Origin of the sequence: Photorhabdus heterorhabditis (genome assembly GCF_018448905.1) — a bacterium.
In the GTDB taxonomy this organism is placed as follows: domain Bacteria; phylum Pseudomonadota; class Gammaproteobacteria; order Enterobacterales; family Enterobacteriaceae; genus Photorhabdus; species Photorhabdus heterorhabditis.
Genome location: NZ_RCWA01000030.1, coordinates 15,365 through 36,696, shown reverse-complemented (window position 1 = coordinate 36,696; position 21,332 = coordinate 15,365). Strand labels below are relative to the sequence as shown.

General features: G+C 44.4%; 14 protein-coding genes and 1 pseudogene. 5 read left to right on the top strand and 10 right to left on the bottom strand.

The window, feature by feature from the left end:
* Positions 1-14: 14 nt before the first annotated feature.
* From nuoH to hexA, 8 genes are all read right to left on the bottom strand, one after another.
* A complete protein-coding gene (gene nuoH, locus EAE89_RS16905) occupies positions 15-992 on the bottom strand; it encodes an NADH-quinone oxidoreductase subunit NuoH (protein ID WP_054479375.1) in 978 nt (325 codons plus the stop codon).
* Positions 992-3,715 carry an NADH-quinone oxidoreductase subunit NuoG gene (nuoG, locus tag EAE89_RS16900; RefSeq protein ID WP_152911998.1) on the bottom strand — a complete coding sequence of 908 codons (2,724 nt, stop codon included), beginning with the start codon at positions 3,713-3,715 and terminating at the stop codon, positions 992-994. The genes nuoH and nuoG overlap by 1 nt, the downstream gene beginning before the upstream one ends.
* A 75-nt stretch (positions 3,716-3,790) precedes the next feature.
* A complete protein-coding gene (gene nuoF / locus EAE89_RS16895; RefSeq protein ID WP_054479379.1) occupies positions 3,791-5,155 on the bottom strand; it encodes an NADH-quinone oxidoreductase subunit NuoF in 1,365 nt (454 codons plus the stop codon).
* Entirely contained in the window at positions 5,152-5,700 is a 549-nt protein-coding gene (gene nuoE, locus EAE89_RS16890) for an NADH-quinone oxidoreductase subunit NuoE (RefSeq protein ID WP_054479381.1), read from the bottom strand. Before nuoE ends, nuoF begins: the two co-directional genes overlap by 4 nt.
* Before the next feature lie 2 nt (positions 5,701-5,702).
* Positions 5,703-7,502 (bottom strand): NADH-quinone oxidoreductase subunit C/D, encoded by a 1,800-nt coding sequence (gene nuoC / locus EAE89_RS16885; RefSeq protein ID WP_152911999.1) that lies wholly within the window; start codon positions 7,500-7,502, stop codon positions 5,703-5,705.
* 132 nt (positions 7,503-7,634) lie between these two features.
* Positions 7,635-8,309 (bottom strand): NuoB/complex I 20 kDa subunit family protein, encoded by a 675-nt coding sequence (locus EAE89_RS16880; RefSeq protein WP_015833663.1) that lies wholly within the window; start codon positions 8,307-8,309, stop codon positions 7,635-7,637.
* Positions 8,310-8,325: 16 nt separating this feature from the next.
* Positions 8,326-8,775 carry an NADH-quinone oxidoreductase subunit A gene (locus EAE89_RS16875; RefSeq protein ID WP_072161882.1) on the bottom strand — a complete coding sequence of 150 codons (450 nt, stop codon included), beginning with the start codon at positions 8,773-8,775 and terminating at the stop codon, positions 8,326-8,328.
* 708 nt (positions 8,776-9,483) lie between these two features.
* Positions 9,484-10,413 (bottom strand): transcriptional regulator HexA, encoded by a 930-nt coding sequence (gene hexA, locus EAE89_RS16870; protein WP_054479387.1) that lies wholly within the window; start codon positions 10,411-10,413, stop codon positions 9,484-9,486.
* A gap of 815 nt (positions 10,414-11,228) precedes the next feature.
* Here hexA and EAE89_RS16865 point away from each other — a divergent pair.
* Positions 11,229-12,443, top strand: coding sequence for a pyridoxal phosphate-dependent aminotransferase (locus tag EAE89_RS16865; RefSeq protein WP_054479388.1), 1,215 nt, complete (start codon positions 11,229-11,231; stop codon positions 12,441-12,443).
* 848 nt (positions 12,444-13,291) lie between these two features.
* Positions 13,292-13,885 carry a 5'-deoxynucleotidase gene (gene yfbR / locus EAE89_RS16860; protein ID WP_054479390.1) on the top strand — a complete coding sequence of 198 codons (594 nt, stop codon included), beginning with the start codon at positions 13,292-13,294 and terminating at the stop codon, positions 13,883-13,885.
* On the opposite strand, the pseudogene EAE89_RS16855 reads toward yfbR, so the two are convergent.
* Positions 13,882-15,713: pseudogene (locus EAE89_RS16855) on the bottom strand (SLC13 family permease). The gene yfbR and the pseudogene EAE89_RS16855 overlap by 4 nt on opposite strands.
* 197 nt (positions 15,714-15,910) lie before the next feature.
* On the bottom strand, positions 15,911-16,366 hold the full coding sequence (gene yfbV / locus EAE89_RS16850) for a terminus macrodomain insulation protein YfbV (protein ID WP_054479394.1): 456 nt from the start codon (positions 16,364-16,366) through the stop codon (positions 15,911-15,913).
* A 393-nt stretch (positions 16,367-16,759) separates the two neighbouring features.
* Between yfbV and ackA the strand changes: the two genes are divergently transcribed.
* The 3 genes from ackA (at position 16,760) to EAE89_RS16835 (ending at position 21,324) form a co-directional block, all read left to right on the top strand.
* Positions 16,760-17,962 (top strand): acetate kinase, encoded by a 1,203-nt coding sequence (gene ackA / locus EAE89_RS16845; protein ID WP_214086273.1) that lies wholly within the window; start codon positions 16,760-16,762, stop codon positions 17,960-17,962.
* An 84-nt stretch (positions 17,963-18,046) separates the two neighbouring features.
* Positions 18,047-20,173: a phosphate acetyltransferase gene (gene pta, locus EAE89_RS16840; protein WP_188093381.1), complete on the top strand. Its 2,127-nt coding sequence runs from the start codon at positions 18,047-18,049 to the stop codon at positions 20,171-20,173.
* 266 nt (positions 20,174-20,439) lie between these two features.
* Complete coding sequence (locus EAE89_RS16835; protein ID WP_149617156.1) at positions 20,440-21,324, top strand: IS982 family transposase; 885 nt, start codon at positions 20,440-20,442, stop codon at positions 21,322-21,324.
* Positions 21,325-21,332 lie beyond the last annotated feature (8 nt).

Sequence of the window (21,332 nt, the reverse complement as noted above, 5' to 3'; positions counted from 1 at the left end):
GGTTCATTCCCCCCTTATTGAGCGTTGTACAAAATCACTGCCGCAGTCGCCAGCAGGTTAAGTAAGGTCAGCGGCAAACAGATTTTCCAGCCAAATGCCATTACCTGGTCGTAACGTGGGCGCGGTAAAGATGCACGTATCAGGATGAACATCACCATGAAGAATGCTGTTTTCAGCGCAAACCAGACAAACGGCGGCAGGAATGGACCATGCCAACCACCAAAAAACATTGTCACAATCAGGGCAGAAACCGTGACAATACCGATATATTCACCAACGAAGAACAGGCCAAACTTCATACCGGAGTATTCAATGTGGTAGCCATCAGCCAGCTCCTGCTCTGCTTCCGGCTGGTCAAATGGGTGACGGTGACACACCGCTACACCAGCAATAGCAAAAGTCAGGAAACCAAAGAACTGGGGAATGATATTCCACATGTGTTCCTGTGCATTGACGATATCTACCATATTGAAGGAATCTGCCTGAGCAACAACGCCCATAAAAGAGAGGCCGATAAACACTTCATAACTCAGGGTTTGTGCAGAAGCACGCATCGCCCCCAGTAACGAGTATTTGTTGTTACTTGACCATCCAGCAAACAGGACCGCATAGACAGCCAGACCTGCCATCATCATGAAGAACAAAATACCGATGTTCAGATCTGCGGCCATCCAAGTCGGGGTGACCGGTACAATGGCAAACGCTAGCAACAGAGAAACGAAACCAATCACTGGTGCTAAGGTAAAGATCAGTCTGTCAGCAAAACGGGGGACCCAGTCCTCTTTAAAGAACATTTTAATCATGTCAGCGACGATCTGTAATGATCCCCCCCAACCTACGCGGTTTGGTCCATAACGGTTCTGAAACAATCCCAGCAAGCGACGTTCACCAAAGCTCATTAAAGCCCCACAAACAACCACCACTAATAGGATCACCACTGCCTTCAGAATAGCAATCAGCACATCAATAACTTCGGGGGTTAGCCAATTCATCATACAACCTCCCGCAAATTATTCACTGAAACACCCGCCATGACTGGAGGAATGCCCGGCATTCCCATTGGTAAACCAATCTGCCCCTGAGCAAGATTGTCACTCAGACGGACTGCCAAACGCAGTTGCTGACCAAAACAATCAAACTCCAGAATAGAACCGATTTTCACACCCAGTTGATCCGCATCTTTACTATTGAGCATCACATAAGGCTCCGGCATACGTTCCTGAATCACATCAGAACGCTGGGTTAATTCCTCACTGCCAAACAGGTGGTGGTAAGGAGCCACTATCCATTGGTTATCCTGTACAGTAAATTCCGCCGGAATCTGATCAAAATAGTTCAGACCACCGTCAGTTGCTTCAATCAAGCGTATACCGGGATCGCCAAAGCGCAGATGCCCCCCCACTTCCGACTGGAATTTATTCCAAGCCTGCGGTGAGTTCCAGCCCGGTGCCCATGCAAACGGAATCTGTTGACGATATGCATCAGGGCTATTGTTACCTTCCATCGAGAAAGCAAACGGCGAGTCAATATCTTGTGGTTGACGTTGCTCATGTACACTAAGATTTGCCAGCATAGCGGTACGACCACTGTAACGGTGCGGTGAACGCGCTAACTTCTGACCACGAATACGGAATGTAGAATCTGGTGCCGCATCAACAATGCCTTTAAGTTGTGGCATCACTGCAACGCAGGCATCAATAACATGGTCAAGCTGAATCCAATCCAAATGACGTTCGGTATAAGTTGCATGCAGGGAGTGCAACCAACGCCAGCTCTCCAGCATCACCACTGATTTGTCATAGAAAGAGGGTTCGAAAACCTGGAAGTAACGCTGTGCTCGGCCTTCCTGATTCACCAATGTACCGTCACTTTCTGCAAAGCTGGAAGCCGGCAGAACCAAATGGGCTTTATCCATGATAGCAGTGCGCTGATGGTCAACTACAACCAAGCTTTTCAAATTGTTCAGAGCATTGTCTACCTGATCCTCTGCGGCATGCCGATAGAGATCATTTTCCATCACGATAGCCGTATCAGATTTACCACTGCTTATGCGTCGCAAAGCCGCATCCAATGGCTGAGCTTCCATCATTGCCAATCCAATGCTGTTCGCATAAATGGCAACAAACGATAACCCCACATCTGAACCTTTGTCTTTCAGTGCCCAAGCAACATTGGCCGCCGCCTGAATGATAGCGTCATTACCAACGTTACTACCGCTGATAATCAGGGGTTTCTTCGCGCCAATCAATGCCTGCGCAATCATATCCACTTTAGCTTTCAGTTCATCCGACAGATTTTCAACCGCCGGCGCAGTGTTATCCAATGCATGAGCGATTGCGAAACCAAAACGAGCTTGATCATCAACCGGTGCACGGTAATTCCACGCAGCAATATCATCCAGACGAGTATCATCTACGTTAGTCACAAACAGGGGATATTTAGCACGCTGACCAATATTCATCACAGCCGCAATCTGCCAGTCAGCGACTTTCTGGGCTGCCGCCATTTCACGGGCTTTGCCTTTCACCGCCTGACGAACCGCCAGTGCCATACGAGCACCCGTCTGAGTTAAGTCTTCACCCAAAATCAGCACCGCATCATAGCTTTCAATTTCACGCAGTGATGGCGTATAAACACCACCTTGCTGAAGAATTTCCAGCATCATATCAAGGCGGTGCTGTTCAGCAGCAGAGATTCCGCTATAGAAGTTTTCCGCCCCCACTAGCTCACGCAGTGCAAAATTACTTTCCAGGCTGGCACGAGGTGAGCCGATACCAATGGCATTTTTGGCCTGGCGCAAAATATCTGCCCCCCCCTGCATTGCCTGTTCAGCATTAAGTGCGATCCAGTGATCACCACGTAATTGCTGTGGCTGACGAGGCCGATCTTTACGGTTCACATAACCATAACCGAAACGACCGCGGTCACACATAAAATAGTGGTTTACCGTACCGTTATAACGGTTCTCGATACGGCGTAATTCACCATAACGCTCCCCCGGGCTGGTGTTACAACCGATGCTGCACTGCTGGCAGATGCTTGGCGCAAACTGCATATCCCATTTACGGTTATAACGCTCGGAATGGGTTTTATCCGTGAATACCCCGGTTGGGCAAATTTCTACCAAGTTACCGGAGAATTCACTTTCCAGAGTGCCGCTCTCAGGGCGACCAAAATAGACGTTATCGTGAGCACCATAGACACCAAAATCAGTGCCGTCAGCATAGTCTTTGTAATAGCGAACACAACGATAGCAGGCAATACAGCGGTTCATTTCATGAGAAATAAACGGCCCTAGTTCCTGATTGTTATGAGTACGCTTAGTGAAACGGTATTTACGGAATGTATGACCCGTCATCACAGTCATATCCTGCAAATGACAGTTGCCCCCTTCTTCACACACGGGACAATCGTGCGGATGGTTAGTCATCAACCACTCAACCACACTCTCACGGAACTGTTTAGCTTCTTCATCGTCAATAGAGATAAAGGTGCCATCCATTGCCGGAGTCATACAGGACATAATCAGACGACCGCGCGTATCATCCGCATTTTGATATTGCTTTACCGCACACTGGCGGCAAGCGCCAACGCTTCCCAGCGCCGGGTGCCAGCAAAAATAAGGAATATCTAGCCCTAAAGAGAGGCAAGCTTGTAACAGGTTATCAGCCCCGTCTACATCATATTTTTTGCCGTCTACATGTATCGTAGCCATAGTCAGCATGCTTCCAAGTGACCTGCTTTTCAGCAAGTGTTAATCAAAAATTCTGCTAATTTCGTGAAGAATCCATTACCAACGCTGCTTTAGCAGGTTTGACTGGATACCCGCAATCAGGTGGGTGTTTCCATAGTCTTTGGTCACAATTCCAGCTTCGAATTCATCACGGAAGTATTTGATGGCACTCTGTAATGGTTCCACAGCTCCCGGTGCGTGGGCACAGAATGTATTACCCGGCCCAAGGAAGCGACAGAGCTGCTCCAGCGTTTCAATATCCCCTGGCTGTCCTTCTCCACGCTCTATTGCGCGCAGAATTTTCACACTCCATGGCAATCCATCACGGCACGGTGTACACCAGCCACAGGATTCACGGGAAAAGAATTCCTCAAGGTTACGCGTCAGAGAAACCATGTTAATTTCATGGTCAACAGCCATTGCCAATGCAGTTCCCAGACGGCTGCCCGCTTTAGCGATATTTTCGAAATCCATTGGCAGATCCAGATGTTCGGCAGTCAGGAAATCTGTTCCTGCACCACCGGGTTGCCATGCTTTGAATTTCAGGCCGTCACGCATACCACCAGCATAATCTTCAAGAATTTCACGAGCAGTGACACCGAATGGCAGCTCCCACAATCCCGGATTTTTCACCCGACCAGAGAAACCCATCAGTTTGGTACCGGCATCTTTACTTTTGCCTTCACTCAAGCCGATATACCATTCTTTACCGTATTCTAAAATTGGGGGAACATTACACAAGGTTTCAACATTGTTGACACATGTTGGCTTACCCCATGCACCAGAAGTTGCTGGGAATGGAGGTTTTGAACGAGGGTTAGCCCGGCGGCCTTCCAGTGAATTAATCAGTGCAGTTTCTTCACCACAGATATAACGCCCTGCCCCAGTATGAACAAACAGCTCAAAATCAAAACCGCTGCCCATAATGTTTTTACCCAGCAAACCTGCTGCTTTGGCTTCTTCAATGGCTTTACGCAGATGCACAGCCGCTTCCACATATTCACCACGCAGGAAGATATAACCACGATAAGCCTTCAGGGCAAATGCACTGATCAGCATCCCCTCCACCAGCAAGTGAGGAAGTTGCTCCATTAGCAAGCGGTCTTTATAAGTACCCGGCTCCATTTCATCTGCGTTACACAACAGATAACGGATATTCATGCTTTCATCTTTTGGCATCAGGCTCCATTTAAGGCCAGTGGAGAAACCTGCACCGCCACGGCCTTTCAACCCGGCATCTTTTACCAGAGAAACCACTTCATTTGGAGCCATGCTTTTCAGTGCTTTTTCAGCACCGCGATAACCGTTCTTACTACGGTATTCATCCAACCATACTGGCTGTTTGTCATCACGTAAACGCCAGGTAAGAGGATGGGTCTCCGCAGTACGGATCATTTCTTTTATTCCTGAATATGCTGTCATGGATACTGCTCCAATAACTTTTCGATCTCTTCAGGTTTTACAGAACTGTGAGTATCGTCATCGATCATCATGGTCGGACCTTTATCACAGTTACCCAGACAACACGTTGGCAACAGCGTAAAACGCCCGTCTTGTGTAGTTTGCCCTGGACAGATATTCAAATGTCTTTCAATTGCAGCTTGAACATCCTGATAACCAGTAATATGGCAAACCACACTGTCACAATAACGGATAATATGACGGCCCACTGGCTGGCGATAAATCTGACTGTAGAACGTTGCCACACCTTCAACATCACTGGCTGGAATACCAAGAACATCAGCAATCGCATAAATGGCACCATCCGGCACCCAACCACGATGCTTCTGCACAATTTTCAGTGCTTCTATAGAAGCAGCGCGCGGATCTTCATAGTGGTGTTTTTCCTGCTCAATAGCATCGTGCTCTTCGGTACTCAGCACAAAATCTGCTTTTGCCTGAGACACTGTCACGTTAACCACATCAAGGCGCGCCTGTTGCTCATTCGCGTTAATTTCTCTTTGCATAGTTAGCGATCCACATCAGACATAACAAAATCGATACTGCCCAGATACACGATCAGGTCAGAGACCAAACCACCGCGGATTACCGAAGGAATCTGCTGCAAATGCGGATAACTCGGTGTACGGATACGAGTACGATAACTCATGGTACTGCCGTCACTGGTCAGATAGTAACTGTTGATACCCTTGGTTGCTTCAATCATCTGGAAAGACTCATTTGCTGGCATTACCGGCCCCCATGACACTTGTAAGAAGTGATTAATCATGGTTTCAATATGCTGCAAAGTACGTTCTTTTGGTGGTGGAGTCGTTAGTGGGTGATCTGCTTTGAATGGGCCTTCAGGCATATTGTCCAGACACTGCCTCAGAATACGTAGGCTCTGACGCACTTCCTCTACTTTCAACATCACACGGTCATAGCAATCACCGTTATTACCAATTGGCACTTCAAAATCAAAGTTTTCATAACCGGAGTATGGGCGCCATTTACGCACATCAAACGCAACCCCCGTTGCCCGTAAGCCTGCTCCAGTCGTACCCCAATCAAGAGCTTGTTTAGAATTATAGGCAGCAACGCCTATAGAACGGCCTTTCAGGATGCTGTTCTTCAGTGCCGCCTTCACATAGGAATCAAGACGTTTAGGTAGCCAGTCCAGCAAATCGCGCAACAATCTATCCCAACCCCGCGGCAAGTCATGAGCAACACCACCAATGCGGAACCATGCCGGATGCATACGGAAGCCTGTAATAGCTTCCACCAGATCATAAACTTTCTGTCGGTCAGTAAAGGCAAAGAACACTGGCGTCATCCCGCCAACATCCTGGATAAAAGTCGAGATATACAACAGGTGACTGTTAATACGGAATAGCTCCGATAACATGACACGAATGGTTTTCACCCGGTCCGGCACTTCAATACCAGCCAGTTTTTCCACCGCGAGTACATAAGGCATTTCATTGACGCAGCCACCAAGGTATTCAATGCGGTCGGTATAAGGGATATAGCTGTGCCAAGACTGACGCTCACCCATTTTTTCCGCACCGCGATGATGGTAACCAACATCAGGTACACAATCGACAATCTCTTCACCATCCAACTGAAGAATAATACGGAATGCACCATGAGAAGAAGGATGGTTAGGCCCAAGGTTAAGGAACATGAAATCCTCATTCTCAGTACCGCGTTTCATCCCCCATTCTTCTGGTTTGAAAGTCAATGCTTCCATTTCCAGATCTTCTTTCTGCCTGGTCAGCTCGAAAGGATTGAACTCTGTCGCACGAGCCGGATAATCCTTACGCAACGGATGCCCTTCCCAAGTTGGTGGCATCATAATGCGGCGTAAGTTCGGATGACCATTAAAGACAATCCCAAACATTTCCCATGTTTCGCGCTCATACCAATTGGCATTTGGGAATAGAGGCGTTGCAGTCGGGAGATTCAGGTCTTTCTCACTGAGCGCAACCTTCAACATGATGTCGCGATTACGCTCAATAGAAAGCAGGTGATAAAACACAGAAAAGTCTGCATCTGGCAGACCCTGGCGGTGAGTACGCTGACGTTCATCCATGCCATGCAAATCAAATAGCATGACATAAGGTTTAGGCAGCTTCTTCAGGTAAGTCATTACTTCCAGTAATTGTTCACGCTTCACCCAGACAACCGGTATACCGGTACGAGTTGGCTGAACAGTAAAGGCATCCGGGCCAAAATGGTTACGCAGTTCGCTCACTACCGGATCATCAAGATGGTCATGAGTTTGCCACGCAGGCCGGGCGCTTTCTTGCGCTATCTGATCTATCATCATTTTTCACCACAACGCTTTGATCAGTGTTTGTTTTGATCAGGATTAGTATCGCAACACATTGCTCTGGTCACATTCATTAGGCTGTTTTGTCTGTCATGTACCAATAACGCCTACTGCCTAAAAAGCAGATTTTTAAACTTCATCCGGTGTACGCAGATTTTTCACTGCAATACGTTCCCCGTGCTTACGTTCTCTTTCTGACTGCATATTGGCACGGTAAACCCCTTGATCTCCCACTACCCACGACAATGGACGGCGCTCTTTACCGATAGACTCCTGTAACAACAACAGAGCTTGCATATAAGCTTCAGGGCGGGGAGGACAACCAGGGATATAAACATCAACGGGGATGAATTTATCGACTCCTTGCACCACAGAGTAGATATCGTACATACCACCAGAGTTAGCACATGCTCCCATGGAGATAACCCACTTCGGTTCAAGCATCTGGTCATAAAGGCGCTGAATAACCGGAGCCATTTTGGTAAAGCAGGTTCCAGCTACCACCATAAAATCTGCCTGACGAGGCGATGCACGTAAAACTTCAGCCCCAAAACGGGCAACGTCATGAACAGCAGTGAATGATGTCGCCATTTCCACATAACAACAGGAAAGACCGAAGTTGTAGGGCCACAGGGAGTTTTTACGCCCCCAATTCACCAAATCATGCAGAGCATGCTCCAGTTTGCCCATGTAAACACTACGGTGGACATGTTGTTCTAGTGGATCAGCGACAATTTCCTGTTTTTGCAGGGGATAACGGTCATTCTCACCGTTCGGATCTATGCGGGTGAGCGTATAATCCATCTTTAATGCCTCGCTATTACTGCGGATGACTGTTATTAGTGTTAATTACAACACTTGGTTTATTTACCTGGCGACTTGATCGGGATGGCGTCCAATTCAGCGCACCGATACGTACCAGATAGAACAAGCCTGCCAGTAACACCAAAATGAAAATACTTGCTTCGATAAAGCCTAACCAGCCACTCTCTTTAATGGAGACTGACCATGCATATAAGAACAGAGCTTCAACATCGAAGATGACGAAAAACATGGCGACCAGATAGAACTTTGCCGACATGCGGAGACGAGCACTGCCGACAGAATCAATACCTGATTCATAAGGGATGTGTTTTGCCCGGGCTTTAGCTTTCCCGCCCAAGAAAAACGCCCCTAACAGCATCAAAGCACACAGACCGAAAGCACCTAAAAGAAATACCGCGAATGCCCAGTGATGGGCAAAGAGTTCAGTGGATGTTGACATACTCATTGCTTACTCATCAAAAGTGGTGTCAAAAATGTCTGCTCTTTTGTCTGGCAGTGTTGCACCACATCGATTCAAGGGAAGGGGTAACAACCAAATCTGAAACACTACTAATCAATGATTGATGGAGTGGATCTTCTTGGTTTTTACTCCTCTCAACAATATTTTGTCTGTTATGACAAAATTAATCTAACATTTATTTACAAACAGCAAACTTGATCTTAACGGATTGTGCTACCAAGCTGCTAAAACGTGTCAGTCAGTTGACACATAAACAGCAGCGGAAACTAGTTTAACCGATAACTCGCTTTTACTACATCATTATCTCAGGAAAAACCTGCCTTTCCACTGTCTCATAGGGAATATTTCTTTGATCAAGTACACAATTTAGCAGAAAAAATTTTGAATGCTGATGATAATTCATTCAAATCTGAAGAAATTATATTTTCTTATACATCGATAAGAGAAATGCTCTAATTAACTATAGAAATTCTTATTTTATCAATTAAACAAATTATTACCTTGTTAACAAAGTAACAATTTGTTAACCAAATCATAAGGAAATTAGGAAAAAAGCTACCGTATATTCAGCAATTAGCATAACGGTAAAATAAGGTGTGTTTAGTTGATAATTACTTATAAATATATTTGAGATGCTAATACCTCCTGATCATCCATAATGGAGGTATTAGCTAAGGGTGAATGTTTCAGATATTACTCATCGATATTATCGTCACCATCAGAAGGCTCTTCAGCAAGACTAGATATCGTGTATGGTGTTTTCTTATTCTCTATTGCACTAAAAACAGTCAGAACAGATTCATTTTGTTCATTACTATGTCTATATAGAGAGAACTGGGTTTCAGGCAAACGAGGAAGTCCTTCACTCTCACCTAGAATACGCAGATCAGCATTTTGCATTTCTAAAGGACGGGCAGTAATCCCCACTTCCGCATTGACTGCTGTGCGAACCGCAGACAAAGAAGCCGCTTCATAAGCAATCCGCCACGACACTCCCACTTCATCCAGCGTATCTAATGCTAACTGGCGAAATGGGTTAGTTTCATCCATCACAACCAGCGGAATAGGTTCGTTTGGCTGTAGCTGGAAATCTGGAGCGCAATGCCATAATACTGGGGTTGAGCGCAAAACAGTCCTTGGGTGGTGACTGATCTTCGCGGTGGTCAGTGCCAAATCGATCTCATGGTTATCCAACATACTTTCAATAAATTGAGTTCGTTTTATACGAACATCTATTGCCATACGCGGATAAACAGAAGCAATACGATTTAACAGAAAAGGGAGCAGTGTATCCACAGTGTCATCGGATGCCCCGATTCTCAACTCACCTTCTGCATCGCTATAGGTCAATGATGCGCTGGCATCATCATTAGCGCGCAGAATTTGTCTTGCATAACCAAGAAGTTGAAGACCATGTTCTGTAAGAAGCTTATTACGGCCATGGCGGGCAAACAACTCTCTACCTACCAACTGCTCCAAACGTTGCATTTGCTGACTTACAGCCGATTGCGTTCTGCATACTGCTGCTGCTGCTGCTGCAAAAGTATTTAAATCAGCAACAGCAACAAAAGTTCTTAGCAGATCGAGATCGAGATTCATTATCGGACGATTTGCATTTATCATTGTTTATTCATCACTTTTTTTTGATTTTAATTACTAACTAACCTGGTGTTTTTACGTAAGCACTATCAAATTAAATAACATCGATGATTAGACAGTACTCTACTCTATTAAATAGGGCAAAGATTTACTGCTGTTTTTTTACCTATTGAACCCATTGTGGGTTTTATTTTCTCCTCTTCTTAGCAAAAGTTACTCGGATTCCTAAATAGAACTGAGGACAATCCCTATTTACAACACCCTATATGTGATTTCTAGTTTGATTATTTTGTTTTCTGACTCACGTCAAAGAATAACATAAGTTATATCAGAAAAACTAAATATAAAGTAAAAATCTTCAATATTGTTAATGTTTAATAATCCTATTCAGATAAATTTACAACTAGTTTCCAGAAATGCTCAAAAATATTGTTCGAACTTTCTAAAATATATAGTACTGAATTGCCAATTCAAGCCAAATCTTATACATAAGAATAAATTATACAAACATAATGATTTTTATTGGCAAATTGAGCTATGCGCATTTTCTCCCCGTAATCGCCAGACACACTGCTTTAACGTTAAAAACATCTCATTTCCACACTAAAAAACAACAACATCAAAGAACATAAATCCAATAATACTTAAAAATAAAGAATTTAAATCCAACTTAATGAGCATAAAAAGACACTAAAACAACCACATCCTTACTAACACAATCATTTTAACCAAATATATCAACACACCTTCAAAACGTCAGGCGGGAAGAGTACATTAAATGTTACACACTATATGCTAACGAACCCCATTTTCTACCAAGATTTAAGGTAAAATTCTCAATGCTAACAGTTAAAAAATCCAGCAAACTCGATAATGTTTGTTATGACATCCGCGGACCTGTGCTCAAAGAAGCTAAACGCCTGGAAGAAGAAGGTAATAAAGTCCTCAAGTTAAATATTGGTAATCCAGCACCTTTTGGTTTTGAAGCACCAGATGAAATCTTGGTAGATGTTATCCGTAACTTACCAACAGCACAGGGTTATTCAGATTCAAAAGGCTTGTATTCTGCGCGTAAAGCCATCATGCAACATTATCAAGCCCGCAATATGCTGGATGTGAGTGTTGAAGATATTTATATTGGAAATGGTGTTTCTGAATTAATCGTTCAGGCAATGCAAGCATTACTGAATACCGGCGATGAAATGCTGGTTCCTGCTCCTGATTATCCTCTCTGGACCGCAGCCGTTTCACTTTCTAGCGGTAAAGCCGTACATTATATGTGCGATGAAAACTCAGATTGGTTTCCTGACCTGGATGACATCCGTAACAAAATTACTCCCCGTACACGTGGAATTGTGATTATTAACCCCAATAATCCAACGGGTGCTGTATATAGCAAAGCATTGCTATTGGAAATTGTTGAAATAGCGCGTCAGCATAATTTAATCATTTTTGCTGATGAGATTTACGACAAAATCTTATATGACGATGCCGAGCATCATTCAATTGCTGCACTCGCTCCAGATCTGTTAACGGTAACGTTTAACGGATTATCTAAAACATATCGCGTGGCAGGTTTTCGTCAAGGCTGGATGGTATTAAACGGTCCGAAAAAGCACGCTAAAAGTTATATTGAAGGCTTAGAAATGTTGGCATCAATGCGCTTATGTGCAAATGTGCCAATGCAGCACGCGATTCAAACCGCTTTAGGTGGTTATCAGAGTATCAGCGAATTCATTTTACCTGGTGGTCGTTTATATGAGCAGCGTAACCATGCATGGGAATTAATTAATCAAATCCCCGGCGTTTCCTGTGTGAAACCCAAAGGGGCTTTATATATGTTCCCAAAAATTGATGCTAAGCGTTTTAACGTTCACGATGATCAGAAAATGGTACTTGACCTCTTGTTACAGGAGAAGGTTTTGTTAGTGCAGGGAACCGCATTTAACTGGCCAGAACCTGATCACTTCCGCATAGTGACACTGCCAAGACTCGATGAATTGGAAATGGCGATTCAGAAATTCGCCAGATTTATTGGCAAATATCATCAGTAAAAAAATCAGAGCCGTTTGTTAAAACGTAAGTCCTACTGATAATGAGCATTATTCACGCCATATCCACACCATGAGTTTTATCAGTTGTAGAAGAAAACCCATTTCTTCTACAACCAACAAATTAGCTTGCTTAATTCTTCTTCACTGACAAAACATCACCTGCCAGATACAGATCCTTGATAGTAATTTCCAATACTTGCTTTACTGACATAAGATGATAGTTCTTTACAGAATAAAGCCAGTAAATTTTCATTTTTTACCGGTAACAAAGGTTAATTTTTTTTATTTTATAGGGGTCTTATAGTGATTATATAAGGATTTTTAAAGACAAAAAAGAATTAAACATTGCATTTGTTAAACTTGATAAAAAAGAGTACTTGAAGTAATAGTGACCTATTGTAAATTAGGTGAAATATTTGTATACAATTTGTATGCAAAATGGAATGGAAAAATAAATTTCTTTTAAAAAATATTTCCATTACGATTATAACGTTTCCGGTAATAGTAAATGTAAATTAACCAGTCATCTTGGGGATGTTATACTGCTGGTCTCCAGTTAACGAATATTGTTAATGTGTTAGCTAAGAGTATTTCCTGCTTAAAGTCAGGGATAAATTAACAAGCGACTTCAAAATTTACTTATACCCAATAGATTTCAAGATGGATCGCGACGGCCAGGGAGCGAATCCCCGGGAGCATAGATAACTATGTTATAAAGAACTATGTCATAGAGAACTCTGTGACCGGGGTAAGTGAGTGCAGCCAACAAAGAGGCAACTTGAAAGATAACAGGTATATCTCTGCCAACCACTCACAACAAAAACGATGTTCCATTGTAAGAGATGATTATGAGCCACTTTTTCGCCCACCTTTCCCGTTTGAAACTGATTAACCGTTGGCCGCTTATGCGCAATGTGCGTACAGAAAATGTCTCCGAGCATAGTCTACAGGTTGCTTTCGTCGCTCACGCTTTAGCTATCATCAAAAACCGCAAATTTAACGGCAATGTGAATGCTGAACGTATCGCGTTGCTGGCCATGTATCACGACGCCAGCGAAGTTATCACCGGGGATTTACCGACCCCAGTCAAATATCACAATCCACATATTGCTCGTGAGTACAAAAAGATAGAAAAAATCGCGCAAAAGAGATTGCTGGAAATGCTACCAACAGAGTTGCAAGAAGATTTCCGTTCAATACTGGATGACAGCCAGCATACAGAAGAAGAAATTTTTATTGTTAAACAAGCCGATTCCCTGTGTGCTTATCTCAAATGTCTGGAAGAACTTTCGGCAGGTAACAGTGAATTCAATCTGGCAAAAACCCGGCTTGAAAAAACCTTGGCTGATCGCCACAGCCAAGAGATGGATTATTTTATGCAAGTTTTTGTACCGGGGTTTAGCCTGTCACTCGACGAAATTAGCCTCGATATCCCACATTAAAATGGGAACAACCAAGGAATAACCAGCACACTTATCACCATCACCAACAGGGTAAATGGCACCCCCAGACGGACAAAATCAGAGAATTTGTAACCACCTGGGCCAAGAACCAAAGTATTAACGGGTGATGAAACTGGAGTCATAAATGCGGCAGAAGCTGCCACACCAATAATCATGGCAAATGGCATGGGTGATACAGCCATTTCACGCGCAGCCGCAATAGCTATCGGTGCCATTAATACCGCCGTTGCCGTATTAGAAATAAACAAACCAATAATGGCACAAAGCACGAACAGACATAACAACATCACCCTTGGCCCCATATCACCGGCAATATCCATTAGACCACGGACAATTAGATCAATCCCACCCGTTTTCTGTAACGCCAATGCAAATGGCATCATGCCGACAATCAGAATTATGCTAGGCCAGTGAATGGATCGGTAAGCACTTTCCATATCAATACAGCGGAATTTTCCCATCAACAGACAAGCTATCAATGCGGCAATCACATTGGGTACTTCATCAGTCAACATCATGGCAACCATCAGCACCAGACTAAAAAGTGCATGTGGAGCCTGTGATGTTGCCGGTGCCACCTCCTCAATCTCAACGGGCAGATTGAGTACAATAAAATCGCGCATTTTGGTTTTCAGGACGCTGATCAATTTCCAGTCACCAATAACCAGTAAAATATCCCCAAGTTGTAGTGGCTCATCCACCAGTTTGCCCAACAACGGCTCACCATCACGCCGGATGCCAACAACATTCAAACCATAACAGGTACGAAAACTCATCTCGCGTAGAGACTTACCCAGCAAATCTGACTCCGGGATCAGCGATACTTCAGCCATACCCACATTACGGGATTGCGCAGAAAAATACTCTCCACGCAGCACCATCGGCTCCAATAATTGCTCACTGCAAAACTCCCGCAAATCCACGTCACTGTCTGACATATCAATCAGCAATACATCTCGTTCTCTCAGTTCTGTATTCCAGTCGCGTTAACCATAACACGCCGGAAGCGCCGCCAACGCTCAATACCAACGACATTAGCCCCATAGCGGGCGCGCAGATTCAATTCATCCAGAGAGAAGCCAATCAACGGGGAATCTTGCCGGATTGCCAGACGACGAGCACGACCGGATAATTTATAATCGCGGATAAGATCACGGAAAGTACGGCGGTTCCATTTGTCACGCCCCTTATCCGGCTGATTGCTTCCCAGCCAATGACGAGCAATCAACATATAGCTAATGCCAGCAAACAGAATCAGAAAACCAATAGGGGTAATTGAGAAAAATTTGAAACCAGGCAGCCCTTCACGGATTAACTCACTGTTAACCACCATATTAGGCGGCGTCGCTACCAACGTCATCATTCCACTGATAAGCCCGGCAAAACTCAGAGGCATCATCAACCGCCCTGGAGAAATTTGCATTCTTGCCGCAACACTGAGCACAACGGGAATGAAAATCGCGACGACCCCTGTAGAACTCATGAAAGCACCAAGCCCCGCAACAGTCATCATCAATAAAACCAACATCTTGGTTTCGCTGTTTCCGGCAACTTTTACCAACCAGTCCCCCATTTGATAAGCGACACCCGTTCTCACCAACCCCTCACCAATAACAAACAAGGCCGCTATCAGTAAGACATTGGGATCACTGAAACCACTGGTTGCTTCACCCAGTGTCAGCGTTCCACTCATGACAAATGCAATAATCACCAATAACGCAACAATATCCATACGCAATTTATTGGTGGTAAAAAGAACGATAGCTATCAATAACAGGGTCAATACCCACAAGAGTTCACTATTCAAAATGGCCTCTATCAACGAAAAAGAAGATATGTCGAAAACTTCATCTTGATTAGTAGACTATTTTATTGGGGGAAAATCTCTAATTACGATCAACAACATGCCTGTTTTTTGCCATGAGCCGCTATTTTATCTGCAGATTTCTCAATCACCGATTTCAAACACCAATCGACCTGATCCAATCTCATGATATTTTCCAGCTAAATATCATCAAAAAACGACCGATCAAGTTGTTTAAATGCCCGTTTGAGAATTTCAGCAAGAGATTGATAAGTAGGCGTTTGCTGCACAGGTGCCATTGCAATACCTGCTTCGGCAAATTTATCACGGATTTCATGAAACCATTTCAGCAATGCCACAGGTAATGGTGTTGATGCCCGTTTCCCCAACCACCATAACCCCTGTATTGGCAAACTACATGCAAATAGTGCAGTCGCGATAGCGGGGCCAAGTTGACCACCCAAAGCGATTTGCCACGTCAGGGTAAAAATAGCCAATGGTGGCATAAACTGGATACCAAAACGGGTTGCCTTAATAACCCGGTTTTCAGGAAACATTGGCGCCAGTTGCTTCTCAATCGGCCAGGTCTTCATATATTTTTGACCCAGTTGCATCTTCTTTATCCATCCGCCACTGGCAGGAGGCATTGCGTTCATCATGACCTCGATCAATTTAAAACATAATTTTTAAAAAAAGGTTGTAAATGATAAAATATTTTTTGTAGGATTAAGTATATTTTGTCTTTACTGCTAGCTATCGGTATCCTACACCCACTTTTATGCTGAACACAGCGGTAAAGCGGCATTTTTTACCTTTTTCACTGCATTTAGGCTCATTTTGTTAACAAATCACCTTATATCTTAACATTAGGGCAGCAAAAAAAGGTTTTTTTGAAAATTTACACCTTATCATCATGCTCTTTACACTTAGCATGATGTTAATCATTTAATGTCATCACTATTATGCGCTACGCTGATGAGTAATTGACGTTTTATTAATCACATGTCTTATCTGTAAGACTCATTGACAAACACGATATAGGTATTTCCATGTCAAGTAAGCTGGTACTGGTCCTCAATTGCGGTAGCTCTTCTCTGAAATTTGCTATCATCGATCCTGCTAACGGTGAAGAATATCTTTCTGGTCTAGCTGAATGTTTTAACCTACCTGAAGCCCGTATTAAGTGGAAAATGGATGGTGCGAAACATGAAGCCGCTTTAGGTGCTGGTGCAGCCCACAGTGAAGCATTGAACTTTATTGTTAATACTATTCTGGCTGAAAAACCAGAACTTTCTGCCCAAATCGCCGCAATCGGTCATCGTATTGTTCATGGTGGTGAAAAATTCACCTCTTCGGTCACCATCAATGAAGAAGTTATTCAGGGGATTAAAGATGCGGTTCCATTCGCACCATTGCACAACCCTGCTCACCTGATTGGCATTGAAGAAGCGAAAAAAGGGTTCCCACACCTGACTGACAAAAACGTTGCCGTTTTCGATACCGCTTTCCATCAAACAATGCCAGAAGAAGCTTACCTGTATGCATTACCATACAATCTATATAAAGAACACGGTATTCGTCGCTATGGCGCCCACGGAACCAGCCACTTCTTCGTTTCCCGTGAAGCAGCAAAAACGCTGAACAAACCGGTTGAAGAACTGAATGTCATTGTTTGCCATTTGGGTAACGGTGGTTCCATCTCTGCTATCGTTAATGGTCAATGTGTTGACACTTCTATGGGACTAACGCCGCTGGAAGGTCTGGTAATGGGTACCCGCAGCGGTGATATCGACCCGGCTATCATTTTCCACCTGCATGACTCTCTGGGCATGAGCGTTGAACAAATCAACAAACTACTGACCAAAGAATCTGGCCTGCTAGGTCTGACTGAAGTCACCAGCGATTGCCGTTATATAGAAGATAACTACGAAACCAAAGCCGATGCCAAACGTGCTATGGATGTCTACTGCCATCGTCTGGCTAAATATGTTGGTGCATATTCCGCATTGATGGAAGGTCATCTGGATGCAATTATCTTTACCGGTGGTATCGGTGAAAACTCAGCGCTGGTCCGTGAATTGACACTGAAAAAGCTGGCTCTGTTAGGTTTTGAATATGATCACGAACGTAACCTGGCCGCCCGTTTCGGTAAATCCGGTGCTATCACCACCGACAACAGTCGTCTTGCTTTAGTGATCCCAACCAATGAAGAATTAGTGATCGCTCAAGATGCAGCGCGTCTGACTGCGTAATATTTTGCCAACCGCCAGCCCATGCTGGCGGTACTCTTTTGACCAACGAGCAACCGTAAAGAGGTTTCCGTGTCCCGTACAATTATGTTGATCCCTACCAGCACCAGCGTCGGCTTGACCAGTGTTAGTTTAGGTGTGATCCGCTCAATGGAGCAAAAAGGCGTCAGCCTGAGTGTTTTCAAACCCATAGCCCAAGCTCGTTGCGGTGGCTCACAAGACCAGACCACCACAATCATCCGCTCTCATTCCAGCATTAAAACCGCTGAACCGCTGGATATGGCCTATGTGGAATCCTTACTGACGACGAATCAGAAAGATGTACTGATGGAAAAGATCGTGGCCCTTTACCACGAAAACACCAAAGACGCAGAAGTTATCCTGATTGAAGGTCTGGTTCCAACTCGTAAACATCCGTTCGCTCAGTCTCTGAACTATGAAATCGCCAAAACCCTGAACGCTGAAATTGTGTTCGTACTGGCGCTGGGTAATGATTCCCAGGAACTGTTAAAAGAACGTGTTGAACTGGCTCGTGCTGAATTTGGTGGCAGCAAAAACCAGAACATCACCGGTGTTATTATTAACAAACTGAATGCGCCAGTTGACGATCAAGGCCGTACCCGACCTGACCTGTCAGAAATTTTCGATGAATCCTCTAAAGCAATAGTTGCTAACATCGATCCAAATACATTATTCAAAAATAGTCCGCTACCAATTCTCGGCTGCATTCCATGGAGTTTTGACCTGATTGCAACACGCGCAATTGATATGGCAAAACACCTGAACGCCCGTATTATCAATGAAGGTGCGATCAAAACCCGTCGGGTGAAATCCGTGACTTTCTGTGCACGTAGCATTCCACATATGTTGGAACATTTCCGTCCGGGTTCCCTGCTGGTCACTTCTGCTGATCGCCCAGATGTTCTGGTTTCAGCCTGTCTGGCTGCCATGAATGGTATTGAAATCGGTGCAATTCTGTTGACCGGAGGTTATGCCATCGATGAACCCATTAAACAATTGTGTGAACGCGCTTTCGGAACGGGCCTGCCAGTCTTTATGGTTGACACCAACACTTGGCAAACTTCCCTGAGCCTGCAAAGTTTCAGCCTTGAAGTGCCCGCAGATGACCATGAACGTATCGAAAAGCTGCAAAACTATGTTGCCCAACATATCAATAAAGAGTGGATCGATTCCCTGACAGCGAATTCTGAACGCCCACACCGTCTGTCTCCACCAGCATTCCGTTATCAATTAACAGAACTGGCACGCAAAGCAGGCAAGCGGATTGTGCTACCGGAAGGTGATGAACCTCGTACCGTGAAAGCAGCTTCTATCTGTGCTGACCGTGGTATTGCACAATGTATTCTGCTGGGCGATCCCGAAGAGATCCGTCGTGTTGCTGCTGCTCAAGGAGTAGAATTGGGTACCGGTATCGAAATTGTTGATCCGGTTGCCGTACGTGAGCGTTATGTTCCGCGTCTGGTTGAACTGCGCAAAAACAAAGGTATGACTGAAGTCGTTGCACGTGAACAACTGGAAGATAACGTTGTTCTGGGTACACTGATGCTGGAACAGAGCGAAGTTGACGGTTTGGTTTCCGGTGCAGTACACACCACAGCAAACACCATCCGCCCACCATTGCAGTTAATCAAAACTGCACCGGGTAGCTCATTGGTATCATCCGTATTCTTTATGCTGCTACCAGAACAAGTTCTGGTTTACGGTGACTGTGCGATCAACCCAGATCCGACGGCTGAACAACTGTCTGAAATCGCCATTCAATCGGCAGATTCAGCTAAAGCATTTGGTATCGAGCCACGTGTTGCCATGATCTCCTACTCTACCGGTAACTCTGGTGCAGGTAGTGATGTTGAAAAAGTTCGTGAAGCAACTCGTTTAGCGCAGGAAAAACGTCCAGATCTGATCATTGACGGCCCATTGCAATATGACGCCGCAATCATGGCAGATGTGGCGAAATCCAAAGCACCCAACTCACCGGTTGCCGGTCAAGCTACCGTGTTCATCTTCCCTGATCTGAATACCGGTAACACCACCTACAAAGCAGTACAACGTTCTGCGGATCTGGTTTCAATCGGGCCAATGCTGCAAGGTATGCGCAAACCAGTGAACGATTTGTCCCGTGGCGCTTTGGTAGACGATATTGTTTACACTGTCGCACTGACTGCGATTCAATCAGCACAGGGAGAAGCGTAACCGCTTCTTGCACTTGCCCCAATTAAATTAATCAAGGTCTGACCTCTTTAATAAGATTCAGACCTTTGAATTTATTCTTCTGCGTTATATACCCGTTATCTTTTCAAGTTACCTCTTTGTTGGCTGCACTCACTCACCCCGGTCACCAGGGCGGGATTCCACTTTGTATTTAATTTAACCTGAGGTTTGCTTAAGAAGGGAACTAAGTGCCTGAGGCACGATCAAAGTTTTTGTCAAAGAAAACAAAATCGTGGAGATCCTCAGGCATGTTTAATTTAGAAGAACTTTACTGCTGCGTCGATGACTTTTGCCAAAAATTTATTCCTCTCTGGCATCAACAGTTAATTGAACATGGTTTGCTCAAACGTCGCCGCGAAGCTTCCCTTTCTCTCAGTGAAGTCATGACGATACTCATTCTATTCCACATGAGCCATTATCGTGATTTTAAAACGTTTTATATTCAGCAGGTTAAACACTATCTTCAGGCCGATTTTCCCCAGTTGGTCAGCTACACCCGGATGTTAACCTTGAAGCAAAGGGCGCTCATTCCTCTTTGTGCTTTTCTTTCGTCACGCAAGGCTGAAACCCAGGGGATCACTTTTATTGATTCAACCAAAATTGCCGTTTGCCACAATCTCCGTATTCCCCGTCATCGCGTATTTCAGGGCATCGCACAGCGAGGGAAAACCAGTACCGGCTGGTTTTATGGCTTTAAACTTCATCGGGTTATCAATGATTGTGGTGAACTTCTGGCAGTGAAGTTGACTTCAGGAAATAAGGATGATCGCCATCCCGTCAAAGCGCTGGTACAAGGGTTAACCGGATGTTTATATGGTGATAAAGGGTATTTGTCGCAGGCTTTGTGCGATGAACTAGAAGCAGAAGGAATAACGTTAATCACTCATGTCCGTAATAACATGAAGGCAAAAGAATTATCTCTCTGGGATAAGCTGATGTTAAGAAGGCGATTTTTGATAGAAACGGTCGTGGTTCAGCTTAAAAATATTTCTCAGATAGAGCATTCAAGACACCGCAGTCAGCTCGGTTTTTTATTGGAAATCGTCGCTGGCCTAATTGCTTATACATTCCAACCTAAAAAACCGAGCTTGAATTTACGGGATTGTGATATCGCTATTTTTAAACGAAGCTGAGGTTAATT